21 protein-coding genes, 6 tRNA genes and 1 riboswitch are annotated in these 26757 nt (G+C 71.5%); of the genes, 15 read left to right on the forward strand and 12 right to left on the reverse strand.

The window, feature by feature from the left end; genetic code table 11:
- Nucleotides 1–18 precede the first annotated feature (18 nt).
- Nucleotides 19–1335: a PrsW family intramembrane metalloprotease gene (locus ACIGYR_RS26330; protein WP_399604092.1), complete on the forward strand. Its 1317-nt coding sequence runs from the start codon at nt 19–21 to the stop codon at nt 1333–1335.
- A gap of 178 nt (nt 1336–1513) precedes the next feature.
- On the opposite strand, the gene ACIGYR_RS26335 is transcribed toward ACIGYR_RS26330, so the two are convergent.
- A complete protein-coding gene (locus ACIGYR_RS26335) occupies nt 1514–2458 on the reverse strand; it encodes an aldo/keto reductase (RefSeq protein ID WP_399604088.1) in 945 nt (314 codons plus the stop codon).
- Nucleotides 2459–2569: 111 nt separating this feature from the next.
- Nucleotides 2570–3604, reverse strand: coding sequence for a M23 family metallopeptidase (locus ACIGYR_RS26340; protein ID WP_399604085.1), 1035 nt, complete (start codon nt 3602–3604; stop codon nt 2570–2572).
- A 7-nt stretch (nt 3605–3611) separates the two neighbouring features.
- Nucleotides 3612–3781: riboswitch (cyclic di-AMP (ydaO/yuaA leader) on the reverse strand.
- A gap of 308 nt (nt 3782–4089) precedes the next feature.
- On the opposite strand from ACIGYR_RS26340, the gene ACIGYR_RS26345 reads away from it, so the two are divergent.
- A tRNA-Met gene (locus ACIGYR_RS26345) sits at nt 4090–4163 on the forward strand.
- A 149-nt stretch (nt 4164–4312) separates the two neighbouring features.
- On the opposite strand, the gene ACIGYR_RS26350 is transcribed toward ACIGYR_RS26345, so the two are convergent.
- The gene (locus ACIGYR_RS26350) at nt 4313–5446 is read right to left on the reverse strand and encodes a dihydrofolate reductase family protein (RefSeq protein ID WP_399604083.1); all 1134 of its coding nucleotides are present in this window, start codon (nt 5444–5446) and stop codon (nt 4313–4315) included.
- A 79-nt stretch (nt 5447–5525) separates the two neighbouring features.
- Between ACIGYR_RS26350 and ACIGYR_RS26355 the strand changes: the two genes are divergently transcribed.
- Nucleotides 5526–6059: a MarR family winged helix-turn-helix transcriptional regulator gene (locus ACIGYR_RS26355; RefSeq protein ID WP_399604080.1), complete on the forward strand. Its 534-nt coding sequence runs from the start codon at nt 5526–5528 to the stop codon at nt 6057–6059.
- A gap of 99 nt (nt 6060–6158) precedes the next feature.
- Nucleotides 6159–6839, forward strand: a complete 681-nt coding sequence (gene ribA / locus ACIGYR_RS26360; protein ID WP_399604077.1) for a GTP cyclohydrolase II — start codon at nt 6159–6161, stop codon at nt 6837–6839.
- A gap of 23 nt (nt 6840–6862) precedes the next feature.
- On the opposite strand, the gene ACIGYR_RS26365 is transcribed toward ribA, so the two are convergent.
- Together ACIGYR_RS26365 and ACIGYR_RS26370 are read right to left on the reverse strand one after the other, a co-directional pair.
- Nucleotides 6863–8293 carry a DHA2 family efflux MFS transporter permease subunit gene (locus tag ACIGYR_RS26365; protein ID WP_399604074.1) on the reverse strand — a complete coding sequence of 477 codons (1431 nt, stop codon included), beginning with the start codon at nt 8291–8293 and terminating at the stop codon, nt 6863–6865.
- Between the two features lie 9 nt (nt 8294–8302).
- Complete coding sequence (locus ACIGYR_RS26370) at nt 8303–8935, reverse strand: NADPH-dependent FMN reductase (RefSeq protein WP_399604071.1); 633 nt, start codon at nt 8933–8935, stop codon at nt 8303–8305.
- 203 nt (nt 8936–9138) lie between these two features.
- Here ACIGYR_RS26370 and ACIGYR_RS26375 point away from each other — a divergent pair, with 203 nt between their 5' ends.
- The 3 genes from ACIGYR_RS26375 (at nt 9139) to ACIGYR_RS26385 (ending at nt 11073) form a co-directional block, all read left to right on the forward strand.
- Complete coding sequence (locus tag ACIGYR_RS26375) at nt 9139–9825, forward strand: TetR/AcrR family transcriptional regulator (RefSeq protein WP_399604069.1); 687 nt, start codon at nt 9139–9141, stop codon at nt 9823–9825.
- Nucleotides 9826–9959: 134 nt separating this feature from the next.
- Entirely contained in the window at nt 9960–10412 is a 453-nt protein-coding gene (locus ACIGYR_RS26380; RefSeq protein ID WP_399604067.1) for a DUF3237 domain-containing protein, read from the forward strand.
- Nucleotides 10413–10494: 82 nt separating this feature from the next.
- Nucleotides 10495–11073, forward strand: a complete 579-nt coding sequence (locus ACIGYR_RS26385) for a TetR/AcrR family transcriptional regulator (protein WP_391845658.1) — start codon at nt 10495–10497, stop codon at nt 11071–11073.
- Nucleotides 11074–11275: 202 nt separating this feature from the next.
- On the opposite strand, the gene ACIGYR_RS26390 is transcribed toward ACIGYR_RS26385, so the two are convergent.
- From ACIGYR_RS26390 to ACIGYR_RS26415, 6 genes are all read right to left on the reverse strand, one after another.
- A complete protein-coding gene (locus ACIGYR_RS26390; protein WP_399604065.1) occupies nt 11276–12226 on the reverse strand; it encodes an STAS domain-containing protein in 951 nt (316 codons plus the stop codon).
- Between the two features lie 392 nt (nt 12227–12618).
- Nucleotides 12619–12691, reverse strand: a tRNA-Lys gene (locus tag ACIGYR_RS26395).
- Nucleotides 12692–12790: 99 nt separating this feature from the next.
- Nucleotides 12791–14314 carry an amino acid permease gene (locus tag ACIGYR_RS26400; RefSeq protein WP_399604062.1) on the reverse strand — a complete coding sequence of 508 codons (1524 nt, stop codon included), beginning with the start codon at nt 14312–14314 and terminating at the stop codon, nt 12791–12793.
- A 146-nt stretch (nt 14315–14460) separates the two neighbouring features.
- On the reverse strand, nt 14461–16626 hold the full coding sequence (locus ACIGYR_RS26405) for a DEAD/DEAH box helicase (protein WP_399604060.1): 2166 nt from the start codon (nt 16624–16626) through the stop codon (nt 14461–14463).
- A 286-nt stretch (nt 16627–16912) separates the two neighbouring features.
- Nucleotides 16913–17449: a hypothetical protein gene (locus ACIGYR_RS26410; RefSeq protein ID WP_399604058.1), complete on the reverse strand. Its 537-nt coding sequence runs from the start codon at nt 17447–17449 to the stop codon at nt 16913–16915.
- A 240-nt stretch (nt 17450–17689) separates the two neighbouring features.
- Complete coding sequence (locus tag ACIGYR_RS26415; RefSeq protein WP_391845668.1) at nt 17690–18040, reverse strand: metallopeptidase family protein; 351 nt, start codon at nt 18038–18040, stop codon at nt 17690–17692.
- Between the two features lie 84 nt (nt 18041–18124).
- On the opposite strand from ACIGYR_RS26415, the gene ACIGYR_RS26420 reads away from it, so the two are divergent.
- The 6 genes from ACIGYR_RS26420 (at nt 18125) to ACIGYR_RS26445 (ending at nt 21318) form a co-directional block, all read left to right on the forward strand.
- Entirely contained in the window at nt 18125–19714 is a 1590-nt protein-coding gene (locus ACIGYR_RS26420) for a metallophosphoesterase (protein WP_399604057.1), read from the forward strand.
- An 80-nt stretch (nt 19715–19794) separates the two neighbouring features.
- A tRNA-Glu gene (locus ACIGYR_RS26425) sits at nt 19795–19867 on the forward strand.
- A 36-nt stretch (nt 19868–19903) separates the two neighbouring features.
- Nucleotides 19904–19978, forward strand: a tRNA-Asp gene (locus ACIGYR_RS26430).
- Between the two features lie 24 nt (nt 19979–20002).
- Nucleotides 20003–20076, forward strand: a tRNA-Phe gene (locus ACIGYR_RS26435).
- Between the two features lie 97 nt (nt 20077–20173).
- Nucleotides 20174–20860, forward strand: a complete 687-nt coding sequence (locus ACIGYR_RS26440; RefSeq protein ID WP_399604054.1) for a histone deacetylase — start codon at nt 20174–20176, stop codon at nt 20858–20860.
- Nucleotides 20861–20997: 137 nt separating this feature from the next.
- On the forward strand, nt 20998–21318 hold the full coding sequence (locus ACIGYR_RS26445; RefSeq protein ID WP_391845672.1) for a hypothetical protein: 321 nt from the start codon (nt 20998–21000) through the stop codon (nt 21316–21318).
- On the opposite strand, the gene ACIGYR_RS26450 is transcribed toward ACIGYR_RS26445, so the two are convergent.
- Complete coding sequence (locus tag ACIGYR_RS26450; protein ID WP_399604050.1) at nt 21315–22388, reverse strand: ABC transporter permease; 1074 nt, start codon at nt 22386–22388, stop codon at nt 21315–21317. The two genes, ACIGYR_RS26445 and ACIGYR_RS26450, sit on opposite strands and share 4 nt — an antisense overlap.
- An 88-nt stretch (nt 22389–22476) precedes the next feature.
- Between ACIGYR_RS26450 and hrpA the strand changes: the two genes are divergently transcribed.
- A complete protein-coding gene (hrpA, locus tag ACIGYR_RS26455) occupies nt 22477–26421 on the forward strand; it encodes an ATP-dependent RNA helicase HrpA (protein ID WP_399604047.1) in 3945 nt (1314 codons plus the stop codon).
- 95 nt (nt 26422–26516) lie between these two features.
- A tRNA-Asp gene (locus tag ACIGYR_RS26460) sits at nt 26517–26591 on the forward strand.
- Nucleotides 26592–26757 lie beyond the last annotated feature (166 nt).

Below are 26757 nucleotides of genomic sequence, written 5' to 3' on the forward strand. Positions count from 1 at the left end.
ACCGTTAGGGTCGATGCCGTGGCCACCAGTCCTCCGTTTCCGACGTACACCCCGAGCCCCGGCGACGGTGCGCTCCGCCACCCGCACTGGTGGCAGCGCAGGTGGGTGCGGTACGGCGCGCTGACCTCACTGCTGGCGCTGTCCGGTCTGGTCATCCTCGCGCTGGTGCGGCGGCAGACCGGCACGGAGGGTTTCCTGGTCGGGCTCGGGCTGGCCGTGCTGCCGGTGCCCTGGCTGATAGCCGCGTTCCGGTGGCTGGACCGGGTGGAGCCGGGACCCTGGCGGAACCTGGTCTTCTCCTTCGCCTGGGGGGCCTGCGCGGCGGCGCTGATAGCGATCGTGGCCAACAGCTTCGCGACCAAGTGGATCGCCACCTCCACCGCGGATCCGGCCAGTGCGGACACGCTCGGCGCCACGGTGATAGCGCCGATCGTGGAGGAGTCCGCCAAGGCCGCCGCCGTGCTGCTGGTGTTCCTCTTCCGCAGGCGTCACTTCACCGGGATCGTGGACGGGGTGGTGATAGCGGGGGTCACCGCCACCGGCTTCGCGTTCACCGAGAACATCCTCTACCTCGGTACGGCCTTCGGAACCGACCAGCTCACCGGCGACCGCGGCATCGCCTCCGTCACCGCCGCCACCTTCTTCGTGCGCATCGTGATGTCCCCGTTCGCGCACCCCCTGTTCACCGTCCTCACCGGCATCGGCTTCGGTGTCGCCGCGCTGTCCGCCGAGCGGCAGCACATCCGGCGCTTCCTGCTGCCGGTCGGCGGACTGCTGCTCGCGATGGGCATGCACGCCTTGTGGAACGGCTCCGCCACCTTCGGCGAGTACGGCTTCTTCGCCGTCTACGCCGCCTTCATGGTGCCCGCGTTCGCGCTGCTGACATGGCTCGCTGTCTGGACCCGGCAGCGCGAGCTGCGGATCGTGCGGGCGGAACTGCCCGCGTACGTGCTGGCCGGGTGGCTGGGGCCGGCCGAGCCGTTCGCGCTCGGGTCGATGCGGGCGCGACGGATGGCCCGGGACTACGCCCGGCACCACCACGGCCGCACGGCGGCACGGGAGGTGGCGCGGTACGAGGGATACGCCACCTCGCTGGCGTTCCTGCGGCAGCGGGGGCGCAAGGGGAAGGCGGGGACCGACTTCGTCGTACGGGAGCGGGAGCTGCTGGACGAGCTGTGGAAACGGAGGGACGCGGCCCGTCCGGCCCTGGAGTACGCGGCGAGGACGGCCACCCCGGCCCGGCCGGTGTACGCGGGGCCGGGACCCACGGCGCACTGGCCGGCGTACGGCTACCCGGCGGCGCCGTACGCCCCGTACAACCCGTACCGCTCGTAGCCGTCCCGGGCGGACGGCAGGACAGCCCGGTACCCCCGGAACCGCCCGTCGTCGGGCACCGCCGGTCCCCAGTGGGCGCCGGGCCAGCCCGGCACCCCGGAACCGCCCGTCGTGGTCGGGCACCGTCGCGACGGAGAGGTCGCCGCGGGCCCCGGTCCCGGGAGGCGCGGGCCGGTGTCTAGGCCGATGCCTCCGTCAGCCTGGCCACCTCGGGCTCGGTCAGCCTCAGGTCCGCCACGCCCAGCAGCGCCGGAAGCTGTTCCACCGTCCTCGCCGAGGCGATCGGCGCGGTGACCGTCGGCTGGGCGGCCAGCCAGGCCAGGGCGACCGTGGCGACCGGGGCGTCGTGGGCCGCGGCGATCTCGTCCAGGGCCGTCAGGACCTTCTGGCCGCGCTCGGACTCCGCGTGCTTGCGGGCCCCGTCGGCGCGGGCGCTGTCGACGGTCGTGCCGGGCCGGTACTTGCCGGTGAGGAAGCCCGAGGCGAGCGCGAAGTACGGGACGGCGGACAGGCCCGCGCGGGCGGCGAGGTCCTGGAGCGGGCCCTCGTAGGTGTCGCGGGAGACCAGGTTGTAGTGCGGCTGGAGGGCGACATAGCGGGCGAGGCCCTCGCGGTCGGAGAAGTCGAGGGACGCCTGAAGGCGCTCGGCGGTGATGTTGGAGGCGCCGATGTGCCGGACCTTGCCGGCCTTCACCAGCTCGTCCAGCGCGCCGACGATCTCCTCGACCGGCACCTCGGGCTGGTCGAAATGGGTGTAGTAGAGGTCGATGTAATCGGTGCCCAGGCGGCGCAGGGAGGCGTCGGCGGCGGCCTTGAGGTTGGCGGCGGACAGCCCCTGGAACTGCGGATGCTGGCTGACCTTGGTCGCGATGACGACATCGGATCGGTTGCCGCGCGCCGTGACCCACTTGCCGATGATCGTCTCGGATTCGCCGCCCTGGTTGCCCTCGATCCAGGCGGAGTAGGAGTCGGCGGTGTCGATGAAGTTGCCGCCGGCCGCCGTGTAGGCGTCGAGGACGGCGAAGGAGGTCTGCTCGTCGGCGGTCCAGCCGAAGACGTTGCCACCGAGCGAGAGCGGGAAGACCTCGAGGTCGGAAGAGCCGAGTTTACGAAGTGACGTCATACGTCATGCCAACACCGGCGGGGGACGATCGCATCCCGCCCCGCCGGCGCCGAGTTCCCGCGAAGGCGTCCCGCCACGACGCCCGCGAGGCTTCCCGCTGAGGGCGGCCCGTCAGGGGTTGACGCCCTTGTCCCGCAGCCACGCCATCGGGTCGATCCCGGTGGCCTGACCGCCGGGGTGGACCTCCAGGTGCAGGTGCGGTCCGGTGACGTTGCCGGTGGCGCCGACGCGGCCGATGACCTGACCGGTGGAGACCTTCTGGCCGACGGAGACGTTGATCGAGGACTGGTGGCAGAACCACAGCTCGGTGCCGTCGTCCAGGGTGAGGATCGTGCGGTAGCCGTAGGAGCCGGCGTAGCCCGCCTCGGTGATCGTGCCGCTGTGGACGGCCTTGATCAGGGAGCCGGTGGGGGCGGCGAAGTCCAGACCGGTGTGGTAGCCGGAGGACCACATCGAGCCGGCCTGGCCGAACGTCGAGGTGATCGTGTAGGAGGAGGTCGGCAGCGTGTACTGCTTGGCCAGCTCGGCCAGCCGCTTCTCCTCGGCCGCCTTCTTGGCGTCCGCCTCCGCCTTCTCCTTGGCCTCGGCGGCCTTGGCGGCGGCCTCCTTCTCGGCCTTGGCGGCGGCCTCGGCGCTCCGCTTCTCGGCGGCGGCGAGCGCGACGGCGGTGGCCTTGGTCTCGGCCTGGCCCTGCTGCTGCTCGGCCTGGGCCATGATCCGGCTGCGCAGCACCTCGCCCGCGTCCGTGGAGTCCTCGCCCTCGGCGGAGGACACGCCGACGCTGCTCAGCGTCGCGGTGGCCTGCGCCGGCTGGGGGTCCGCGGAGCCGTCGTCGAAGAGGGAGCCGACGGAGGGCAGGTCCGGCATGGAGATGGAGACCGGCGGCTTGCCGGTGTTGGCGCTGGCCATGCCGCCCGCGCCGACCGCGGCGATGACGCCGACGCCGAGGACGGTGGAGCTGCGCGCGAAGCCGCCGCGCTGCTTGGCGACGCGGTGCCGGCCGCGGACCGGGGTGACGGAGTCCTCAGTGGGGTTCCACTCCTCCCAGGGCCCCTCCTCGGCGCGGTAGGCGCCGTACCCGAAGGTCTCGGTCTCGCGCTGTGCCGGTATGGACGGGGCTTCGGGGACAGACCGGTTGGACGCCACGCGGGCGTGCTCCTTTCCTTCCTCCGCCTACCGGGTTAGCTGACGGGTTCGGAGCAGGAAGGTCTCCTACGCGCGTATACCGATCGTGGACTCCCATGAGTTCACGGCGATATCCGCGTGATTCACCCCAAAGTGGTGGTTCCCCGGTTCCCTCGCGGGATTCGGCGCGTGCGCACGGAGCCGTCTCTTGTGACGGCTGGGACGACCGCGCTGCGTTATCGAACGTTAATAGACCTGCCAGTCACTTTCCAAGCTGTTCGACTTGATCATTAACGTTCTCGGCGACGGAGTTATCGCCCAGTAACCCGTCAAACCGGGCGAGTTGACCTAAGGGCCAGAAGCGTTCAGTAGTCACTGGCAGTTTTGATGGTGACTCAGTCGTCACCGCACGGCGGTCGCCCGGTCACCTTGGGTGACGGTCGGCAGGCGGGACGGGAAGCGTGTGCAAAGCACCCCAGGGATGACGTATGCTGGTGACACAACGACGCGGGGTGGAGCAGCTCGGTAGCTCGCTGGGCTCATAACCCAGAGGTCGCAGGTTCAAATCCTGTCCCCGCTACTGAACACTCAGGGCCCGGAATCCATCGGATTCCGGGCCCTGAGTGTTTTCGGCGCGCGACAGCGCCCCCGAAGGGGCACGGCGACCGTGCGCGACCGACCACGACGACCCGGCGGTCACGCACGGAAACCGTCGCCGACCGGTGGCACTCAGCCCGGCAGGTGCGCGTTCGGCGCCTTGGCGAGACCCTCCAGCTCCGGGAGTACGACGACCCGGGCGCCCGCGGCGGTCAGGAGACCCGTGCCGTCGGCGCCGGTGACGAACGTGTCGGGTTCGCGCCAGGCGGTGACCACCCGCCGCACCCCGGCCCGCAGGATCAGCTCGGCGCAGGGAGCCGGCCGGGAGGCGCGGCGGGCGCAGGGCTCCAGGCTGCTGTAGACCGTGGCGCCGGGCAGCCGCGGGTCGGCGGCGTCGGTCTTCGCGAGCGCCGCCTCCTCCGCGTGGGCCACCGGGTCGGTGCCCTCACGCGAGTGGGCACGGGCCAGCTCCGTGCCGTCGGCGGCGACCACCACCGCGCCGACGCTGAACGCCGTCTCCGAGGGCGGACACAGGGCCGCGAGTTCACAGGCGGCACGCAGCCAGTGGCGGTCGGCCGCGGTGGGGACCGGGCCGGTGCCGGGGGCGGTGGGTGCGTAGCGCATGAGGACGACGTCCTCGATCCGGCGGGTGTCGAGCAGGCGCAGGCGCCCGCCCTGGTAGCCGCCGGTCCCGAACAGCCGCGGGGCCGCCGGGTCCCCGACGAACAGCGGGGCGAGGACCAGCTGGAGTTCGTCGGCCAGGCCCTGCTGGAGGAGCTGGGTGTGGACCGTGCCGCCGCCCTCGACCATCAGGCGCCCGACTCCGCGCACGTCGTGCAGATGCTCCAGCAGTGCCCGCCAGTCCAGGGCGCGGCCGAGCGGGACGACGTCCGCGGTGCGGCCGAGGAGACGGGCGGCCCGTTCCGCGCCCTCGTCGGTGGTGTAGACGAGCTTCTCGCCGCCGGTGTGCCAGAAGTTGGCGTCCGGGTCGAGGTCGCCGGAGCCGGTGACGGTGACCTTCAGCGGGTACTCCGGCCGGCCCGTCGCGCCGCGGGCCGCGCGCCGCCGGGCGGAGTTGACCAGCAGGCGGGGGTTGTCGGCGCGGATCGTGCCGGCGCCGACGAGGATGGCGTCGACGGAGGCCCGTACCTCGTCGACCCGGTCGAAGTCGGCCGGGCTGGACAGCAGGAGCCGTTCGGGGCCGGTGTCGTCCAGGTAGCCGTCGAGGGAGACGGCGGCGGACAGCAGCACGTACGGCAGGGGCATCGACGCCCTCTCTTCCGGAGGCGGACGGTGGACAGACGGACCGCTTGGTTCAAGTTTGAAACAAACCTACACTGGCGGCATGACGACCCGCTGGCTCAGCCCCGAGGAGCAGCGCGCCTGGCGCGCCTACATCGCCGCCTCCCGCCTCCTGGAGGACGCGATCGACCGGCAGCTCCAGCAGGAGGGCGGCATGCCGCACCTGTTCTACTCGGTGCTGGCCAACCTCTCCGACGCACCCGGCCGGCGACTGCGCATGACCGATCTCGCCGAGACGCTGAAGATCACCCGCAGCCGGCTGACGTACGCGGTGACCCGGCTGGAACGGGACGGCCTGGTGCGCCGGGAGAACTGCGACCAGGACAAGCGCGGCTCGGTCGCGGTGCTGACCGACGAGGGGACGGCCGTACTGGAGCGTACGGCACCCGGGCACGTCGAGACGGTCCGCGCCCTGCTGTTCGACCGGATCACCCCGGAACAGGTGGGGCAGCTGGCGGAGATCTGCACGGGGATCGCGCGCGGCCTCCAGGGCGACGACGACGCCCGCTCCGGCGCCGACGGTGTCCCCTGGCTGCGCCGTTCGCCCTGCCCGTCGACGCCGCCCGCGGGCTCCTGAGCCACACCCCGGAGCGATTGCTTCAACTTTTAAGTATGGGGTAGGGTCCACGCGAAAACACTGCTTCAAATATGAAGCAGCTTCCTGGGAGGGACCCGCATGCCCGACATCCCCGCCGCCACCCCGCGCGCTCGCGTCCGGGTACCGCTGCGCTTCGCCGACGGCTACCGGGCCGACGCGGAACTCGTCACCTTCCACGGCCTCTCCGACGGCCAGGAGCACGTCGCGGTCGTCCTCGGCGACCCCGGCCCGGTCCCGCTGGTGCGCCTGCACTCCGAGTGCCTGACCGGTGACGTCTTCGGCTCGGCCCGCTGCGACTGCGGCCCGCAGCTGCGCGAGGCGGTCGAACGCATCGCCGACCGCGGCGGCGTCCTGCTCTACCTCCGGCAGGAAGGCCGGGGCATCGGCCTCTACAACAAGCTCGACGCGTACGCCCTCCAGGACGAGGGCCTCGACACCTACGCCGCGAACGCCGCCCTCGGCCTCCCCGAGGACGCCCGCGACTACACGGCCGCCGCGCAGATGCTCGGCGCCCTCGGCATCACGGAGCTGGACCTGCTGTCCAACAACCCCGACAAGGCGGGGCAGTTGGGCGCGCTGGGAATCGCCGTACGGGACCGGGTGCCGACCGGCGTCTTCACCACGGCCCACAACGTGCGCTACCTGCGCGCCAAGGTGCTCCAGACCCAGCACACGCTGCCGCTGGCCGAACTGCCGGAGCTGGCCGAACTGCCAGAACTGCCGAAGCTGACGGAACTGACGGAACTGACGGCGGGCTGACACGGCAGGAGGGCCGGGAGGGCTCAGCCCTGGCGCCGTGCCGGGAGCCGGAGCGCCGAGAGGACGCCGAGGGCGAGCAGCGCCGCCGCCACGGCGTAGGTGAGCCGGAAACCGGCCGGGCCCGGACCCGCCGCGCCGAGCACCACCGACAGCAGGGCCGTACCGACCGACGCGGCGAGCTGGGCGTTGATGCTCAGCGCGGTGCTCGCCCCGGGCAGCCGGTCGGCGGGCAGATCGCGGGTCGCGGTGGTCATCGTCGGCATCAGCGTCATCCCGGCGCCGACGCCCATCACCATGCCCGCGACGACGATCCGCCAGGACGCGACCCCCGCCACCCCTGTCTGCCAGGCCAGCAGACCCATGCCCAGGGCGCCCACCGCGCACCCCGCCGCGATCATCCGGCGCGGTGCGACCCGGTCGATGCGCCGTGCCGCGATCTGCATCGTCGTACCGACCACGAGCCCCACCGGCGCCCCGAGCAGCCCCGCCGCCGTCGCGCCCAGACCCCGCTCCTGCTGCCAGTACAGCGGCCCGAGCAGCATCGATCCGAAGTAGCCGCAGGTGAACGGGGCGAGCGTGCCGACTCCGGCGGCGAAGGTACGGTCCCGCAGCAGCCGCAGGTCCAGCAGCGGCGCGCGGACGGCGAGCGCCCGCCGCACGAAGGCCGCCACGAGCACGGCACCCGCGAGCACCGGCACCAGCGCGCCGGGGGCCGTGAAGTCGCCGCGCTCGCCGCCGCGGGCCAGGCCGAACAGGAGCAGGGCCAGGCCGGGCGAGAGCATCAGCAGACCCGGCACGTCCAGCCGGGGCCGGTCGGCGCCGCGGGCGTCGGGGGTGTCCGTCGGCAGCAGGCGGGCCGCGAGGAACAGCGCCAGGGCGCCCACGGGCAGGTTGATCAGGAAAATCCAGTGCCAGGAGGCGGCGTCGACCAGCCAGCCACCGAGCACCGGGCCGGCGACCGGGCCGACCAGGATGGGCAGCCCCAGCAGGGCCATCGCCCGGCCGAGCCGGGCCCGGTCCGCGACCCGCATGCCCATCGCCATACCGACCGGCTGCAACAGCCCGCCGCCCAGCCCCTGCACGGCCCGGAAGGCGATCAGGCTGCCCGCGTCCCAGGCGCAGGCGGCGAGCAGGGAGCCCAGGGTGAACAGGGCGAGCGCGAGCACATAGGTGCGCTTGGCGCCGATCCGGCCCATCGCCCAGGCGGCGGCCGGGATGACCGCGGCGAGCGCGAGCGTGTAGGCGGTCGCGGTCCACTGGATGGTCTCCAGCGGGGCGCCGAAGGACTGCGAGAGGTGGCGCAGCGCGACGTTGACGATCGTCATGTCGAGCACGGACATGATCGTTCCGAGCACCACGACGGTGACGACGCGGTGGAGAGCGGTCGAGGGGGCGGGCCCCGCGTCGCCGGCCGGCGGAGCCGACGCGGTACCGGGCGGCCGGAGGGTGCTCATCGCCCGCCCTCAGCCCGCGTAGGGACGCTCGGCGCGCGCGGTCCGCAGCGCCCGTCCCCACCAGGTGAGCTGGCCGAGCATGCCCTTGGCGGCGCCGGCGCACACCTCGGCGTCCCGCGGGACGCCGTCCTCGCCGAGACCGGACCAGGGACCGTGCAGGCTGACCGAGTCGCGCACGGTCACGGCGTGCAGTTCGGCGAGGACCAGCCGGAGCTGCTCGACCGCGCGCAGACCGCCGCCGAGACCGCCGTAGGACACGAATCCGACCGGCTTGGCCTGCCACTCGCGCAGGTGCCAGTCGAGGAGGTTCTTCAGGGCCGCCGGGAAGCTGTGGTTGTACTCGGGCGTGACGACCACGAACGCGTCGGCGGCGGCGAGTCGCGGTGAGACGTCCCGCAGCGCGGCGGCGGCCCCGGGGCTCGGCGTGCCGCCCCAGCCGGGCAGCACCAGCGGCAGGTCCACCTCGGCGAGGTCGATGACGTCGAACAGTAGGCCCGGGTCGGTCTCCGCGGCGGTGGCGAGGAACCAGTCGGTGACGGCCCGGCCCCGGCGCCCCTCGCGCACACTGCCGACGATGACGGCGACGCGGAGCGGAAGGTCCTCGGCGGTACGGGCACCGGTGACGGGATCGGTAACGGACATGGCTGTCCCCCTCGTTGACGGAACGTCTGGCGGATCGCTTCGGTGGATCTCCGGTGGATCGCTTCGGACGCGGTCGTGGGCGATCCGTGAGCGGGCGGCCCCCGTCGCCGGCGGTCGCTCACCACAAACTACAACGCTCGTTGTAAAAATTACAACGGGCGTTGTAGTTCGGTTAGGGTTGCCCGGTCGGCAAGGAGGCAGACGTGGGCGAGACGAACGAGTCCCGGGTGGAGCGCGCGCGGCGCGAGGTGTCACCGCGCAAGCTGCAGAAGCAGATGGCCATCGCGAGCGCGGTGTGCACGGTCTTCGGCCGCGAGGGCTACGCGCGCGCTTCGGTCGACGCGCTCGCCGCCGCGGCCGGCGTCTCCACGCGCACGCTCTACAACCACTTCCCCGGCGGCAAGGCGCAGCTCTTCCAGACGGTCGTGACCTGGACGTCGAGCGAGGTCCGGGACGCCCAACTGGCCCGTCTGCGCGCCGTCCTGGATCCGGAGCGCCCGCCCCACCCGGACGACCTCGAACGCGACCTGGTCTCCTTGGCCCGCGCCTTCACCGGGCTCATGACCGACTACGCGAACCACTTCGCCCTGGTCCGCCACATCCACGCGGAGGCCGACCACGTACCGCCCGAGGTGCTCAGGGCCTGGCTCGAGGCCGGCCCGGGACCGGTCGGCCGGGCCCTCACCCAGGCGATGACCCAGCTCGAGGACGCCGGTCTGCTGAACCTCCACGGCGACCCGGCGCTGGCCGCGAGCCACTTCTCGGCCCTGACCGCGCACCAGATCGTCCAGACCACCCATTACGGCGTCATGCCCCTGCCGGCAGATCAGACGGACCGCCTGATCACCGGTGCGGTGGCCGCGTTCCTCCGGGCCTACGGCGCCCGGTGACGGGCATCGCGCCGGCGGACTGATCCCGGCCGGCTCCGAGCCGCACCTGCGGCTCGGGGGGTCGGTCTCCTTCGCCGAGGAGGCCCTCCACCACGCGCCGCGCCTTTCCGGCCGCGTCCGGGTCACCGAGCCGCATGGCGGTGTTGGCCGCGTTGAGGACGGCGTCGACCTGGAAGGCCGCCAACTCCGCGTCCCGCCCGGCGTTACCGTTCGGCGCCCGGGCCCGGCGGCGGGTCGCCCGGCGCGTCCTCTTCGGAGCGGCCGGCGGCGCCTTCCACGGAGCCCGGCTGCGTGGCGAGGTCGTTCCCGGAGGCGGCGACTGGGCCCTCTTCGGCCCGGCCGGCACCATGCGCCTGGACGTACGGCTGACCCTGCGCACCCACGACGACGCCCTGATCCGCATGACGTACACCGGCCGCCGCACCGCCCCGGGGGATCCTGCCGCCACGACCGAGTCCTACTTCCGCACCACCCCGCTCTTCGAGACCGGCGCCGGGCCCTACACCTGGCTCAACGACATCGTCTGCGTCGGTTCGGGCTACCTCGTGGACGGCGGGGTGGCCTACCGGGTGGCGCAGGTGCTGTGACCCCTGACGGCCGCCACCACTCCATCCGCAGTACTCTGCCCGCAGTGACGAACGATCCCTGCCACCCCCGGAGTCGCGGCCCATGGTGAGACGGAACGACCAGCGGCGGGCGGCACTCGTCGACGCCGCGATCGAGGTGCTGGCCCGGGAGGGCGCGCGGGGCCTGACCTTCCGGGCGGTGGACGCCGAGGCCGCCGTACCCACCGGAACGGCGTCCAACTACTTCACCAGCCGCGACGACCTGCTCACCCAGGCCGGCGCCCGTGTCTACGAGCGGCTGCGGCCCGACGAGGCGGTCGTCGAACGCCAGCGCACGGCCGCCCGGGACCGGGACACGTACGCCCAGCTGATGCGCGAACTCGTCGGCCGCGTCGCCGCCTTCCGCACCGGTTACCTCGCCCTCCTGGAACTCCGCCTGGAGGCCACCCGCCGTCCGGACCTGCGTACGGTCCTCACCGAACGCGTCCGTGCCGACCTCGCCGCCAACGTCGCGTACCACGAGTCCACGGGCCTGCCCGGCGACGCCACCGCGGTCAAACTCCTCTATCTCGCGCTGAACTGGCTGATCGTCGAACAGCTCACCCTCCCGGAGGCCCTCACGGAGCGGGAACGGGACGCCCTGGTGACGGCGGCGGTGGAACGGATCGTCGGGGGCAGCTGAACAGACTCGCGCGTGGCGAGCCTCCGCCGGCCGGGCGAACCCGGCGGCCGCCGATCCCTGGAACGCCGCAGGGCCGGACGGCACCGCCATGGCGGCGGGCGGACGGTGCCGGGGCGATGGGGATCTGCGGACGGTGGGGCCGAGGACGGCGCTCCGGCGCCACCCTGGTCCTGCGCCCGACAGGTTCTCGGTCTGCCGCAGGCTACGCCCGGCCGGGACCGGCGGCCCGAGGCGCGGGTACCGGGCCGCTTTCCCGCAGGACCAGCACACAGGGGGCACCCCGGCCGGGCAGCCCCACCATCTCCCCGCAGTTGCGCCAGCCCCAGGACTCGAAGGCGGCCTGCCCCTCACGGTCCGCCCGATGGAGCAGGGCGACGCCGAGTGCGGTGTGCCCGTCGGCCAGCAGCCGCTGTTGCAGACGGCGGCCGATGTCGCGGTGCTGGTCGTGGTGATGCGCCACGACCAGGGTGAGGAGCAGGAACCGGGCACAGCCGGTGAGCCTCTGGACGCTCTCCTGCAATCCACGCTCGGAGCGGGTATCGGGGCCCACCGGGAATCCGAAGGCGCACCCCACCAGCACCGTCGTTTCGGCGACCAGCAGCGTGAAGCCGGGCCGTCGGGCGCTCACGGCGAGCCGCCCCAGGAATGCGCCCCGTTCCCCGTACGGGTCCGCCGACAGACCCGCGACGGGCTCCGCGGCCAGGTCGGCGATGTCCTCGCCCATGCTCTCCGCCTGCCAGCGGCTCAGGCGGCGGAGCCGGATTCCGTCCTTGACGACCGGCGCACAGACGCGGGCGCCGCCGCCCGGCTGTCCGTCGGCCGACGCAGACGCACCCGGCAAGGCACCGAGTGAGAGGGCGGAACCGGTGACGGCGAGGAGCCGGGTGATCTGCGCGCACGCATGGTGCAGCCGCAGGGAAGCGTGCACCCGGTCTGCGCGCCGCGACGCCGTCAGGAAGACGTCCAGGCCCTTGGAGTCGCAGGATCCGACCGTGGCGAGATCGACGTCGATGACCCTCACACCGTCGCGCAGGCACTGCTCCAGCGCGGTCCGCAGCAGGGGAGCCGTGGCCGGCCCGATCGCGCCGACGAGCGTGACGAGGGCCCGCTCCCCCCGGTCACGCCGGTGAATGTCCAGCCGCTGCACGACCATCACGTCACCCCGCGGCAGGACAGCGCAAGGACCCGGAGGAAACCCGAAGTTGCTGTGATCGCGGCGAGCATGATGCCGACCCGTCTCCGCACCGTCCGCTCAGGCGGCCCGGGGTTCGTCTCTCGCCGAGGACGATCCGGCAGGACAGCCGGAGTGCGTGATGCCCTCGGTACCTTCACCGTACGTCGCCGGCCACCCCGAACGCGGCGCCGGACGCCCGCACCCGAACCGGACGCACCACCGGCCCCACCGGCCCGCGCCCGGACACGTTCCGCGGGCCATGTGCACATCCGCTCACGCAGGTGCCCGAAACGAGGCAGCGTCCGAGCCGACCGAAGTCGGCCCGGACGCTGCGTAGCAGGTCAGGGGGTGTGTCGCCCGCCTGCCGTCCGTAGGCCCTGTGGGACTCGAACCCACAACCAATGGATTAAAAGTCCACTGCTCTGCCAATTGAGCTAAGGGCCCAGGCGATGTTGCCTGTCCGAGCATAGCGGGACGAGGCCGTGTCGCCGATCGGGTATCGGCGTCGCGGCCACGTCGGAGTCGGCCGGAGCGGGGGGATGGTCACTTTTCTGCCGGTACCGGCGTGGCCGTGGGGGTGCGGCTGAGGAACCAGTGACGGGCCGAGGCCAGCCACCAGGTGGTGGCGAAGCCCAGGACGACCAGCACGGCGACCGGGGCGTAGTTGAAGGTCTTCCAGGTGATCGGGGAGACCTGGGGGAGCATGAAGAGGATCGTGATCACCACCACCCAGGTCACCGAGACGACCCCGATCGCGCCCGACCAGCGGCCCAGGTGCCAGGGGCCCGGTTCGAAGTCGGCGCCCCTGCGGACGCGGAGGAAGGTCGGGATGACGTACGCGATGTAGAGGCCGATGACCGCGATCGACGTCACCGCCGCGTAGGCCGTCGTGTTGATCAGATACGGCAGGCCGAGGACCAGCGCGCCGAGCGCGGCCAGCCAGACCGCCGCCACGGGGGTACGGGTGCGCGGGCTGACCGTGTGCCAGACGCGGGAGAAGGGCAGCGCGCCGTCCCGTGAAAAGGCGTAGATCATGCGGCTGTTGGCGGTCACCGAGGCCATGCCGCAGAAGAGCTGAGCACCTATCACGACCAGCAACAGCAACTTTCCGGTCGTCGCTCCCAGCGCGTCCAGGAGGATCTGGGCGGGAGGCGCGCCGGTCGGGGAGGCCAGTTCCTTGTCGTACGACTGGATCGCGAAGGTGAAGCCGAGGAGGAGGACGAAGCCCGCGATCCAGGACGTCCAGATCGAGCGGACGATGCCCTTCGGGCCCGCCGTGGCCGCGTCGTGGGTCTCCTCGGTCATGTGGGCGGAGGCGTCGTAGCCGGTGAAGGTGTACTGGGCCATGAGGAGGCCGAGGAGAACGACGTACGGGCCGCTGCCCCAGCCCGTCTCGTTGACGAAGTGCGTGAAGACGAAGGACGCCGACTGGTGGTGGTCGGGGACCAGTGCCAGCGCGCCGACGATCACCGCCACGCCGAGGACGTGCCACCACACGCTCACGCTGTTCAGGAACGCGACGATCCGGACGCCGAAGGTGTTCAGCAGACCGTGCAGCAGGAGGATCGCGGCGAAGAGCAGGACGGTGCGGCCCGGGGTCACCTGGAAATCGAACTGGAGGTTCAGATAGGCGCCCAGGAAGGAGGCCGCGCCGAAGTCGATGCCCGCGGTCACCGCGACCTGGCCGAGCACGTTGAACCAGCCCGTGAACCATGCCCAGGCCGCCGCCGAACGCGGGGGCGCCAGCCGGTGGGCCCAGAAGTACAGGCCGGCCGAGGTCGGGTACGCAGAGCAGATTTCGGCCATCGACAGGCCGACGAACAGCGTCATGAGGCCCACCGCCACCCAGCCCCAGGTGATCACCGCGGGGCCGCCGGTGGTCATGCCGAAGAGATAGAGGGTCAGGCAGCCGGAGAGCACCGAGATGATCGTGAAGGACACGGCGTAGTTGGAGAACGCCGACATACGGCGGGCGAGGACCTGCGTGTAGCCGAGTTGGGCCAGCCGTTCCTCGTCCGACGGACCGGGCGCTTCCCGCTGTCCGCTCGCTCGCGTGTCATCTGTCATGCCCCCAGCAATTCCCTCACCGGGGGCGTGACATGCGTCACTCAGAGACTCGATGTGGCCAAAAATTGCCCTCGGCCCGCTCCCCCGGAATGCCGGAAGGGCCCGTACGACCGGAGTCGTACGGGCCCTTCTCAGCTCAGCAGGCGTCAGCCGTTGCGCTTCCAGCGCGGCTTGTCGTCGCGGCGGCCGAAGGAGCCGGTGCCACGGTGGTCGTCACGACGGCCGTTGGGGCGCTCGTGGCCGCCGGTGCGGAAGCCGGGACGGTCGTCGCGGCGGTCGCGGTTGAAGGGACGGTCGCTGCCCCGGTGCCCGCCACGCTCGTCACGGCGGAAGCCACCGCGCTCCTCGCGGCGGAAGCCGCCACGGTCGTCACGGCGGTCGTCACGGCGCTCGTCACGACGCTCGAAGGTACGGCCACCGCGGTCGTCACGACGGTCGCGGTCGAAGGGACGGCGCTCGCCACGGTCGTCACGACGCTCGAAGGTACGGCCACCACGGTCGTCACGGCGGTCGTCACGACGCTCGAAGGTACGGCCACCGCGGTCGTCACGACGGTCGAACCCGCGGTCACGGTCACGGTCGAACGGACGGCGGTCACCACGGTCGTCACGACGCTCGAAGGTACGGCCACCACGGTCGTCGCGGCGCTCGGAACCGCGGTCGCGGTCGAAGGGACGGCGCTCGCCACGGTCGTCACGACGCTCGAAGGTACGGCCACCACGGTCGTCACGGCGCTCGAAGCCGCGCCGCTCGCGACGCTCGTACGGGGCCGCAGCCGCCGGACGCTCCTCGCGCTCGGGCGCGCGCTCCGCCGGCTCCTCGGCCACGGCCAGCTCCTCCGCGGCCGTCACCTGGGCCTCGGCCACCGCGGCCTCCGGGTCCTCGCCACGCTCGCGGGCGACGCGGGCCACCAGCCGGTCGGCCTCCTCGCGCAGCTCGGTCGCGCGGCGCTGGGCGCGCTCCAGCTCCTTGGTGAGCTGGGCGACCTCGCGCTCGGCCTGCTGGGCGGCGTTGGCGGCGGACTCGGACTGGACCTCGGTCATGGAGCGGGCGCCGGTGATCTCGGCGACCTCCGGGTCGAAGGCGCCGGCGCCCTGGATGATGTGGCGGGCCGCGTCGACGCCGGCGTCCTCCATGAGGCGGAAGATCTGGCGCCGCTGGTGCGGCAGCGACAGGGAGACGACCGTGCCGGTGCGGCCCGCGCGGGCGGTACGGCCGGCGCGGTGCAGGTAGTCCTTGTGGTCGCCGGCCGGGTCCACGTTCAGGACCAGGTCGATGCCGTCGACGTGGATACCGCGCGCGGCGACGTCGGTGGCGACCAGGACGTTGACGTAGCCGTCCTTGAAGTCGGCCAGCGTGCGGGTACGGGCGCCCTGGGTCATACCGCCGTGCAGCGCGTCGGCCTTCACGCCGGCCTCGCACAGCTGCTCGGCGACGCGGTCGGCGCCCAGCTGGGTGCGGACGAAGATGATCGTGCGGCCCTTGCGGGAGGCGATCGCGGCGGTGACCGGCGCCTTGTCCTTGGGCTTCACGATGAGGATGTGGTGCGACATGGTCGTCACCGCGCCCTGGGCCGCGTCCACCTCGTGCAGGACGGGCTTGGTCAGGTAGCGGTCGACGAGGGTCTTGATCTCGTTCTCCATCGTGGCGGAGAAGAGCATGCGCTGGCCGCCGGCCGGGACCTGGTCGAGCAGCTCGGTGACCTCGGGCAGGAAGCCCAGGTCGGACATCTGGTCGGCCTCGTCCAGGACGGTGATCTGGACGTCCTCGAGCGAGCAGGCGCCGCGGTTGATGATGTCGCGCAGGCGGCCCGGGGTGGCGACGAGGATGTCGACGCCGCGCTCCAGGGCGTAGATCTGGTTGCCCATGGAGGTGCCGCCGCAGACGACCTTCATCTTCAGGCCGACGACGTCGCCGTACGGCTGGAGGGCGTCCGCGACCTGCATGGCCAGCTCACGGGTCGGGGTGAGGATGACGGCACGGGGCCGCTTCTTCTCGGTGCGGCCGCCGGCCAGCTGGGCCAGGGTCGGCAGACCGAAGGAGAGGGTCTTGCCGGAGCCGGTGCGGCCACGGCCGAGGATGTCCTTGCCGACCAGGGCGTCCGGGATGGTCGCGGCCTGGATCGGGAAGGGGGTCGTCACGCCGTTCTGTGCGAGCTTGCGCACAACGCCCTCGGGGAGTCCGAGGTCGGCGAAGGTGGTCTGGGGGGTGGTGTCAGCGGCCTCGGGGGCCTCGGCGACCTCGGTCGTCACGTCTACGAGCTCGTTCTCGTTCTCGGACACGACGATCTGATCAGTACTGGACACGGACATGCGAATGCGAAACCTTCCGGAGTCTCTTCGGCACGCGCCCGTCAACTCCGTGATTCGCTCACGACCGCCTCAATGCGGTCCGCCACGGCAAAGGAGAGTACGCGCCACACGGCGCGCTCTGTGATGGCGCCGGGCAAATGGGATCAAACGATCTACCACCATACGCACCTACCCCCCACAAAGGCAAACCGAGCACCATAGGCCCAGCTCAGCGACCACCTCGTCGCCGTACCGGCGCCCCAGCCGCGACCGCGCGGTCCCGCCGCGCCTTCCGCGCTCCGGGAACTCACACCGCCACGCCCGCCGCGGGCGCCGGCTCCCGCTGGACCAGCTGCGGTCCCGTCTCCTCGTGCGCCGACGAGGACGGCTCGGCCGACGGCGGCTCCGAGACGGGCGGCGGCGGGGTGGAGGCCGGCGGCTCGGGCGGGGCGGAGCTGGCCGGGGGCGTCGGCTGCGCCTTGGTCGGCGCCGGGTCCCCGGGCTGGTCGGTCATCCCCGGATCACCCGGTTTCCCCGGCTTTCCCGGCTTCGCCGGTGCCCCCGACGCGCTGCCCGTGCCGGACGGGGTGGCCGACGCCGAGGCGGACTCCCCGGGTTTGCTCTTGCCGCCGTGGCCGTGTTTCCCGTCACTGCCCGCGCGTTCCTCGACGAGGCCGCCCGCGCCGTCCACCGGGCCTCCGTCGGGGGCCTCACCGCCGTGCTGCCCCGCCGAGTGGGCGGGGCGGGCCCGGCCCGCGTCGTCGCCCACGTTCACACAGCCGGCGGCGGTCGTGACGGCCAGGACCGTGACGGCGAGACGGACGGGTACGTACAAGGGGCGCACGGCGGCCACCTCCGGGGGCAAGGAAAGAGTCAACCTCCCCAACTCCCGCCGCCCGCAAGAGGACACGCGCCCCGCGCGCATCGACGCTCGGCCGTACGCGCCGCCACCTCAGCCGTACGCGCCACGACGCTCAGCTGTACACACCGACACGCTCAGCCGTACGCGCCGCCCCACCTGTGCCGTACGCGCCGCCACCCCGGCTCTGCGCACCACCACCCTCAGCCGTACGCGCCGCCGCCCTCAGCCGTAGCCGAGGGCGTGCAGCCGGGCGTCGTCGATGCCGAAGTGGTGGGCGATCTCGTGGACCACGGTCACCTCGGTCTCCGCGACGACGTCCTCCCGGCTCTCGCACATCCTGAGCGTCGGCCCGCGGTAAATGGTGATCCGGTCCGGCAGGACACCCGCGTACCACTCGCCCCGGTCGGTCAGCGGTGTCCCCTCGTAGAGGCCGAGCAGCTCGGGGTCGTCGGCGGGCGGTTCGTCCTCGACGAACACCGCGACGTTGTCCATCAGCCCTGTCAGCTCCGGCGGAATCCGGTCGAGCGCCTCGGCGACCAGTTCCTCGAACTCCTCGCGCGTCATCTCCAGCACATGGTCATTGTCCGGTACGGACGGCCCGGTGCGAGAGTGCCGAACCGTCGCATATCCGCGCCGCGGCGTGGGCATACGGGTCCAATGGCCCGCGTCCCCGTCGCAGCCCTGCGCAGCATGCTGAACCGGACCTCGAACCGAACACGATCCCCCCGCACCCGCAACCGCCCGCTCCCCCGTCTCGAACCCGCCACCCGTCCGCGCCCCTGGCTGCGTGGGCTCGGGCTCGCGGCGGTCGTCCTCGTCGGCGCCTGGCTGGGCCTGCTGATCGTCGGCGACGTCCGGGCCCCGGTCGGCCCGATGGACACGACGATGGCGCTGCGCCCCTCCGTCACCGGTGGCACGAAGATCAACGTCTCTCCGCTGGGCGCGCTCAGCCTGGACAGTCACGTGGCCCCGGTCCGGCTGGACGTGAACGTCGACCAACTGGACCCGGAGCGCTCCCAGGCCCTGGTCGACCACCCCGAGCGGCTTTCGGGGCTCCAGGACGAGGTCGCCCGGGACGTCGAACACGGCACGCTGGACCTGGCCGTACGGTCCGGCGTGGCCGTGGTCTCCGGGGCCACGGCCCTCGGCCTCGCCGTCTACCGCCGGCCGCGCCGGGCCCTGGCCGCCGGCGGGCTGGCCCTGGCCCTGCTGGCCGCCTGCGGCGCGTCGGCGTACGCGACCTGGAACCCGAAGTCGGTCCTGGAACCGAGATTCTCGGGCCTGCTCAGCTCGGCGCCGTCCGTGGTGGGCAACGCACGCAGCATCGTCACCGAATTCGACGTCTACCAGAAAGAGTTGGCGCGCCTGGTGACGAACGTGACGAAGCTCTACGACGTCACGTCCACCCTCCCGGCCTACCGGCCGGATCCCTCGACCATCCGGGTGCTGCACGTGTCGGACATCCACCTCAACCCGGCGGGCTGGAAGATCATCGGCTCGCTGGTGGAGCAGTACCAGGTGAACGTGATCGTCGACTCCGGGGACACCATGGACCACGGCGCGGCGGCGGAGAACGGCTTCCTGGACCCGGTCCGGGACCTGGGCGTGCCGTATGTGTGGGTGCGCGGCAACCACGACTCCAGGGCCACCCAGCACTATCTGCAGCGGATGAAGAACGTCCGCGTCCTGGACGACGGCCGCGCGGAGACGGTGGCGGGCCTGCGGTTCGCGGGCATCGGTGATCCGCAGTTCACCCCCGACCGCTCGGTGGTGCCCGGGAGTGAGGCGTCCGAGGAACTGGCGGGCGCCCGGCTGGCCAGTGCCCTGCGCGACCAGCAGGCGGCCGGCGCCCCGGTGGACGTGGCGGTCGCGCACGAGCCGTCCGCCGCCCGGGAGACGGACGGCGAGGTGCCGCTGGTGCTCTGCGGGCATCTGCACCACGAGGGGACGGAGATGCTGCCGTACGGCACACGGCTGCGCATGGAGGGCTCGACCGGCGGCAGCGGGCTGCGTGCCGTGGAACACAAGTACCCCGCCCCGATCGAGGCGTCGATCCTCTACTTCGACCGGGACAGCCGCAGGTTGCAGGCATGGGACGCGATCAAACTGGGGGGACTTGGTCTGACGACGGCCGAGGTCAGCCGCCATCTGGCGGACGAGAACCGGCCCGGTGCCACCGGTGCCACGCGCGCGCCCTCCCCCTCCTCTCCCGCCCCCTCCTCCGGCGCTGCGACGACCTCGCCGTAAACCGTTTTGGCGATACCCCCCGCCATCCCATATGCTTCTCACGTCCCCGACGCGCTGAGAAGCGCCCAGGCGGGCCGATAGCCCTCATCGTCTAGCGGCCTAGGACGCCGCCCTTTCAAGGCGGTAGCACGGGTTCGAATCCCGTTGGGGGCACGCAAGATCGTGTGCGACACTGTTGCACACAAGCTTGGTCCTGTGGAGCAGTTTGGAGTGCTCGCCACCCTGTCAAGGTGGAGGCCGCGGGTTCAAATCCCGTCAGGACCGCTGGTGTTTCACGTGAAACACCGTGGCTGGGTAGCTCAGTTGGTACGAGCGTCCGCCTGAAAAGCGGAAGGTCGCCGGTTCGACCCCGGCCCCAGCCACAGCCGCCCTGAACAGGGCCTGAGCCCCTCTCCAACATCACTGGAGAGGGGCTCTTTCGTACCCTTCCAGCCCACCGGTACGCCGACGGAGCAGACCATGGCGAAGGCCCTACCGAGCATCGATCCGGCACTGCCGCTCGATCGGCACCCCGAACAGGTCTGGTACACGTCCTACGGCTCCAACACGCACCTGGATCGGCTCGCCGCCTACATCAAGGGCGGGCGACCACCCGGCGCGGCCAGGGAGTACCCGGGATGCCGCGACCCCGCCATGCCGGCCCGGTCGATCCCGGTGGAGCTGACCGGCGCCATGTACTTCGCCACGGAGTCACCCGTGTGGGGCGGGGGGCGGGCCTTCTACGACCCACAGCCGAGCGGCCGGGTACTTGCCAGAGCGCACTTGGTGACGAGCGGCCAGTTCACCGACATCGCGGCACAGGAGATGTACCGGACGCCGGAGCAGGATCTGGACCTGGACCTGGAGGAGGTCCTCACCCGGCGGCGCGCCGTGCTCGGCGAAGGGCGCTACGAAACGCTCGTGTGCGCCGGTCAGGTGGAGGGCCTGCCCGTGCTGACCTTCACGGCGCCGTGGGGGATGAACGACGTGCGGTGGGTTCCCCCCTCCGCCGCCTACGTCCGGTACCTGGCCGCGGGCCTGCTGGCCACCGGCGCATGGGACACGGAGGCGGTCGCTTCGTACGTCGCGGCCTGCCCCGGCGCGACCGGCCACTGGTCGGCGGAGGACGTCTCCGTTCTCCTCGGCACCGGCCCGGATCAGCACTGACTCGTACGACCGGGCCACGCCCGACCCGACCGGCTCCACGACGACAGGTCACCGCGGGGTTCCGTGCCGCCTTGGCACCACGCCCGGCCGGCGCTACGTTCAGGCTGATCGCGCGTGCGCCGGGGGGCGGGGGAGACATGAGCCGGGACGAGGGCAGAGCCGTTCGGGACACCGAGCTGGAGAAGGACCGGGCGCGTTACGGGCTGCTCGCGGTCGTCGTCAGCAATCTCGCGATCGCCGGGGTCGCGATCTTCGGCGTGTGGCAGCTCGACGGGGACAAGGCGGTGATCGTCGGCATCCTCACCGCCGCGTTCACCGCCGTCAGCAGCACGACGACCGCCTACCTGGGCATCAAGGCCGTCTCCAACACCGCGAGGGCGATCGCCCTCGGGGAGGGTCCGGTCCGCAGGCACCCCGAAGCCGCCCCGCCGGCCCCGCCCGCCCAGCGCACCCCCTAGTCCCGCTGGTCCCGGGACGCGTGGGCCGGTCGGGTCGGCCGGCCGCCCGGATGGCGCTCGCGCCAGATCAGGAAGACCGCGCAGGAGACGACCGCCCAACCCGCCAGGACCAGGAAGGGGAAAGCGTGCTGGTGGCCCCGGAAGTACACCGCGGTGTGCTGGGCGTTCACCGAGGCGCCGGGCGGCAGCCAGCGCCCGATCGTGCCGAGCGGGGACGGCAGCAGCGGCCAGGAGACGGCACCGCCGGACGAGGGATTGCCCAGCAGCACCATCAGCCCCCACGTCGGCAGCATGGCCCAGCGTCCGACGAGGGTGTTGAACATCGTGAACACCATGCCGGACGTGAACATCGTCAGGGCGAGGATGAACCACGACTCGGCGAACGGCAGCCTCAGCGCGCCCAGCCACCAGTCCACCACGGCGGCGATCGTGAACCCGCCGAGCAGGGCGTAGGCGACGATGAAGACGATGCGCTCCAGCGGGTTCAGCTCCTTGGCGTGCACGCTGAGCTGAATGGCTCCGATGAATCCCATGATCACGGCGGCGAGCGAGATGTAGAAGATCGCGAGCCCTCTCGGGTCGCCCCGCTGCAACGGATTCAGGTCGTGGACCACCACGGAGGTACCCGTGGCCCTGCTCACCTTCACCGCCGATTCCGCGAGCACCTGCGCGACCGTCGCCCCGGACGCGCCGGACACGTGCAGGGTGAGGGTCCGGCTGCCGGCGGGTGCCTCGAACAGGGCGAACACCTTCTGCTCCTCGACCGCCTGCACCGCCGCCTCCCGGCTGTCGTACGCGTGCAGCCTCAGGGAGGCGCCCAGGGAGTCCTCCATGCCGTCGATGAACCGACGGGCCGCCGGCTCGTCGTAGCCGCCGGTCACCGCCGTCGGGATGCTGTGCGGGGTTGGCGCGGCCATGGCGTACGTGTAGGAACCGGCGAAGAGGCCGGCCGCGGCGGCGACGATCAGGAGGATGACCGTGGCGGGCAGGAAGGGCGACTCCCGGAACGCCGCCCAATGCTCCGCGCGCGTCCGGGGACGGCCGTGCTCTCCGTGCGGTGACTCCGGCATACCGAATAAATTAGGGCAATCGATACATCATCGCGCCCCGTCAAATCGTTCGCGTGATTTTTGGCCGGGGTGAGATCCTGGATGCCGTATGTCTACGCACCCCGCCCCCGCCCTCGGCACCCTCGCCCCCCGTCTGACCGAGCTGTCGCTGCGCGACGCGCACCGGCTCGGCCGACGGCTGGAGGGCGCGCGCAAGATCCGTAAGCCCGAGGCCCGCGCCGCCGTCCTCACCGAGATCGAGACCGAGATCGGCCACGCCGAGGACCGTATGGCCGCGCGGCGCTCCCGCATGCCCGCCGTCACCTACCCCGAGCAGCTGCCGGTCAGCCAGAAGAAGACCGAGATCGCGGACGCCATCCGTGATCATCAGGTGGTCATCGTGGCCGGTGAGACCGGGTCCGGCAAGACCACGCAGATCCCCAAGATCTGCATGGAGCTGGGCCGGGGCGTGCGCGGCATGATCGGGCACACCCAGCCGAGGAGGATCGCGGCCCGGACCGTCGCCGAGCGCGTGGCGGAGGAGCTGAAGACCCCGCTCGGCGAGACCGTCGGCTGGAAGGTCCGCTTCACCGACCAGGTGAACCCGGAGGCCACCTTCGTCAAGCTGATGACGGACGGCATCCTGCTCGCCGAGATCCAGACCGACCGCGAGCTGCGCGCCTACGACACGATCATCATCGACGAGGCCCACGAGCGGTCCCTCAACATCGACTTCCTGCTCGGCTATCTGGCCCAGCTCCTGCCGAAGCGGCCCGATCTCAAGGTCGTCATCACTTCCGCGACCATCGACCCCGAACGCTTCTCGCAGCACTTCGGCGACGCCCCGATCATCGAGGTCAGCGGCCGGACGTACCCGGTGGAGGTCCGCTACCGGCCGCTCCTCGAAGAGGACTCGGACGACGCCGACCGCGACCAGATCACCGCGATCACGGACGCCGTCGAGGAGCTGATGGCGGAGGGCAAGGGCGACATCCTCGTCTTCCTCTCCGGCGAGCGGGAGATCCGCGACACGGCGGACGCCCTGGAGAAGAAGAAGTACGGATTCACCGAGGTCCTCCCCCTGTACGCCCGGCTCTCCCACGCCGAGCAGCACCGGGTCTTCCAGCCGCACACCGGACGCAGGATCGTTCTGGCGACCAACGTCGCCGAGACCTCCCTCACCGTGCCCGGGATCAAGTACGTCATCGACCCCGGATTCGCCCGGATCAGCCGCTACAGCCACCGCACCAAAGTGCAGCGGCTGCCCATCGAGCCGATCTCGCAGGCGAGCGCCAACCAGCGCAAGGGCCGCTGCGGCCGTACGTCCGACGGCATCTGCATCCGCCTGTACTCCGAGGACGACTTCCTCACCCGCCCGGAGTTCACGGACGCGGAGATCCTCCGTACGAACCTCGCCTCCGTCATCCTCCAGATGACCGCGGCCGGCCTCGGCGACATCGAGAAGTTCCCCTTCATCGACCCGCCGGACCACCGCAACATCCGCGACGGCGTGCAGCTGCTCCAGGAGCTGGGCGCGCTGGACCCGGCCCAGCAGGACGCCCGCAAACGGCTCACGGACACCGGCCGCAAACTGGCCCAGCTGCCCGTCGACCCGCGCCTGGCCCGAATGGTCCTGGAGGCCGACCGCAACGGCTGTGTCCGCGAGGTCATGGTCATCGCCGCCGCGCTGTCCATCCAGGACCCGCGCGAGCGCCCGGCCGACAAGCAGGCCCAGGCCGACCAGCAGCACGCCCGTTTCAAGGACGAGACCAGCGACTTCCTCGCCTATCTGAACCTGTGGCGCTACGTCCGCGAGCAGCAGCGTGAGCGCGGCTCGTCGTCCTTCCGCCGGATGTGCAAGCAGGAGTACCTGAACTTCCTGCGCATCCGTGAATGGCAGGACATCTACACACAGCTGCGCACGGTCGCCAAGCAGATGGGCATCCATCTGAACGAGGAGGACGCCCCGGCCGACCGCGTCCATCTCTCCCTCCTCGCCGGTCTTCTCTCCCACATCGGGATGAAGGACGTGAAGGACGGCAACAAGAACGAGTACCTGGGCGCCCGCAGCGCCAAGTTCGCGATCTTCCCGGGCTCGGCGCTGTTCAAGAAGCAGCCGCGGTTCCTGATGTCGGCCGAGCTGGTCGAGACGAGCCGCCTGTGGGCGCGCGTGAACGCCAAGATCGAGCCGGAGTGGGTCGAGCCGCTGGCCGAGCACCTGCTGAAGCGGACGTACAGCGAACCGCACTGGGAGAAGGACCAGGCGGCCGTGATGGCGTACGAGAGGGTCACGCTGTACGGCGTCCCGATCGTCGCCCAGCGGAAGGTGAACTACGGCCGGATCGACCCCGAGGTCTCGCGCGAACTGTTCATCCGCAACGCGCTGGTGGAAGGCGACTGGCGCACCCACCACAAGTTCTTCGCCGACAACCGCAGGCTCCTCAGCGAGGTCGAGGAGCTGGAGCACCGTGCCCGGCGCCGGGACATCGTCGTGGACGACGACACCCTCTTCGACTTCTACGACCAGCGCGTGCCCGAACACGTGGTCTCCGGCGCCCACTTCGACTCCTGGTGGAAGCGGAAGCGGCAGGAGCGGCCGGACTTCCTGGACTTCGAGCGGGAGATGCTCATCCGGGAGTCGGCGGAGGCGGTCACCAAGGCCGATTACCCGGACAGCTGGCACCAGGGGAACCTGAAGTTCCGGGTCACCTACCAGTTCGAGCCGGGCGCGGACGCCGACGGCGTGACGGTGCACGTCCCGCTCCAGGTCCTCAACCAGGTCACGGACGAGGGCTTCGACTGGCAGATCCCGGGCCTGCGCGAGGAGGTCGTGACGGAGCTGATCCGCTCCCTGCCGAAGCCGATCCGCCGCCACTACGTACCGGCGCCGAACTACGCGAAGGCGTTCCTGGAGAAGGCGGTGCCGCTCCAGGAGCCGCTCACCGTCACGATGGCCCGTGAACTGAAGCGGATGGTCGGCGTTCCCTTCGAGGCGGAGGACTTCGACCTGGCACGGCTCCCCGATCACCTGAAGATCACGTTCCGGATCGTCGACGAGCGGCGCCGCAAGCTCGCCGAGGACAAGGACCTGGAGGCGCTCAAGCTGCGCCTGAAGCCGAAGGCGCGCAAGGCCCTGTCCCAGGCCGCCGCGGCGACCGCGTCCCGGGAGGGCGGCGAGTCCCTGGAGCGCACGGGCCTGACGGACTGGACGATCGGGGCCCTCACCCGGGTCTTCGAGACGCGCCGGGCCGGACAGCCGGTCAAGGCGTACCCGGCGCTGGTGGACGACGGCGACACGGTCTCCGTGCGGCTCTTCGACACGGAGGCCGAGCAGGCCGAGGCGATGTGGAAGGGCACCCGTCGGCTGATCCTGCGCAACATCCCGGTGAACCCGGCGAAGTTCGCCTCCGAGAAGCTGACGAACGCCCAGAAGCTGGCTCTCTCCGCCAACCCGCACGGCTCGATCCAGGCCCTGTTCGACGACTGCGCGATGGCCGCGGCGGACAAGCTCGTCGCGGACTTCGGGGGGCCGGTGTGGGACGAGGAGTCGTACCGGAAGCTGTACGACAAGGTGCGCGCGGAGATCGTGGACACCACGGTCCGTACGGTCGCCCAGGTGCAGCAGGTGCTCGCGGCGTGGCAGGCGTGTGAGCGCCGCCTGAAGGCCGTCAGAAGCCCGGCCCTGCTCGCGAACCTCACGGACGTCCGCAAGCAGTTGGACGCCCTGATGAAGCCCGGTTTCGTCACCTGGGCGGGGATACGACGCCTCCCCGACCTGATGCGCTACATGGTGGCCGCCGATCGCCGCCTCCAGCAGATGCCGACGGGTGTGCAGCGGGACACCACGCGCATGGAGAAGGTCCACGAGATGCAGGACGAGTACGCCTGGCTCCTGGAACAGCTCCCGCAGGGCCGCCCGGTGCCCTCCTCCGTCCTGGACATCCGCTGGATGATCGAGGAGCTGCGGGTCAGCTACTTCGCCCACGCGCTGGGCACGGCGTACCCCGTCTCGGACAAGCGGATCGTGAAGGCGATCGACGCCGCCGCACCGTAGCCATCCCTGCACGGAGGGTGAGTTCGACCAGGGCCCTCGCCCTCCTGTACAGTCTCTTCTCGCAGCGCAGTGCACGAACAAGCGCCGCGAAACCTGGTCCTGTGGAGCAGTTTGGAGTGCTCGCCACCCTGTCAAGGTGGAGGCCGCGGGTTCAAATCCCGTCAGGACCGCATAGCAGGTGAGGCCCGCGCCCGTAAGGGAGCGGGCCTCACTCGTGTCCGCACCCCTGCGGCCACCCGACCAAGCCGGAGGCCGCGCCCGCGGCGAAGCCGCAATCGAACACAGCAAATCCCGTCAGGACCACACGAAGAACAAGGCCCGCCCCCGCAAGGCAGC

This window comes from Streptomyces sp. NPDC053076 (assembly GCF_044546845.1).
GTDB lineage: Bacteria > Actinomycetota > Actinomycetes > Streptomycetales > Streptomycetaceae > Streptomyces.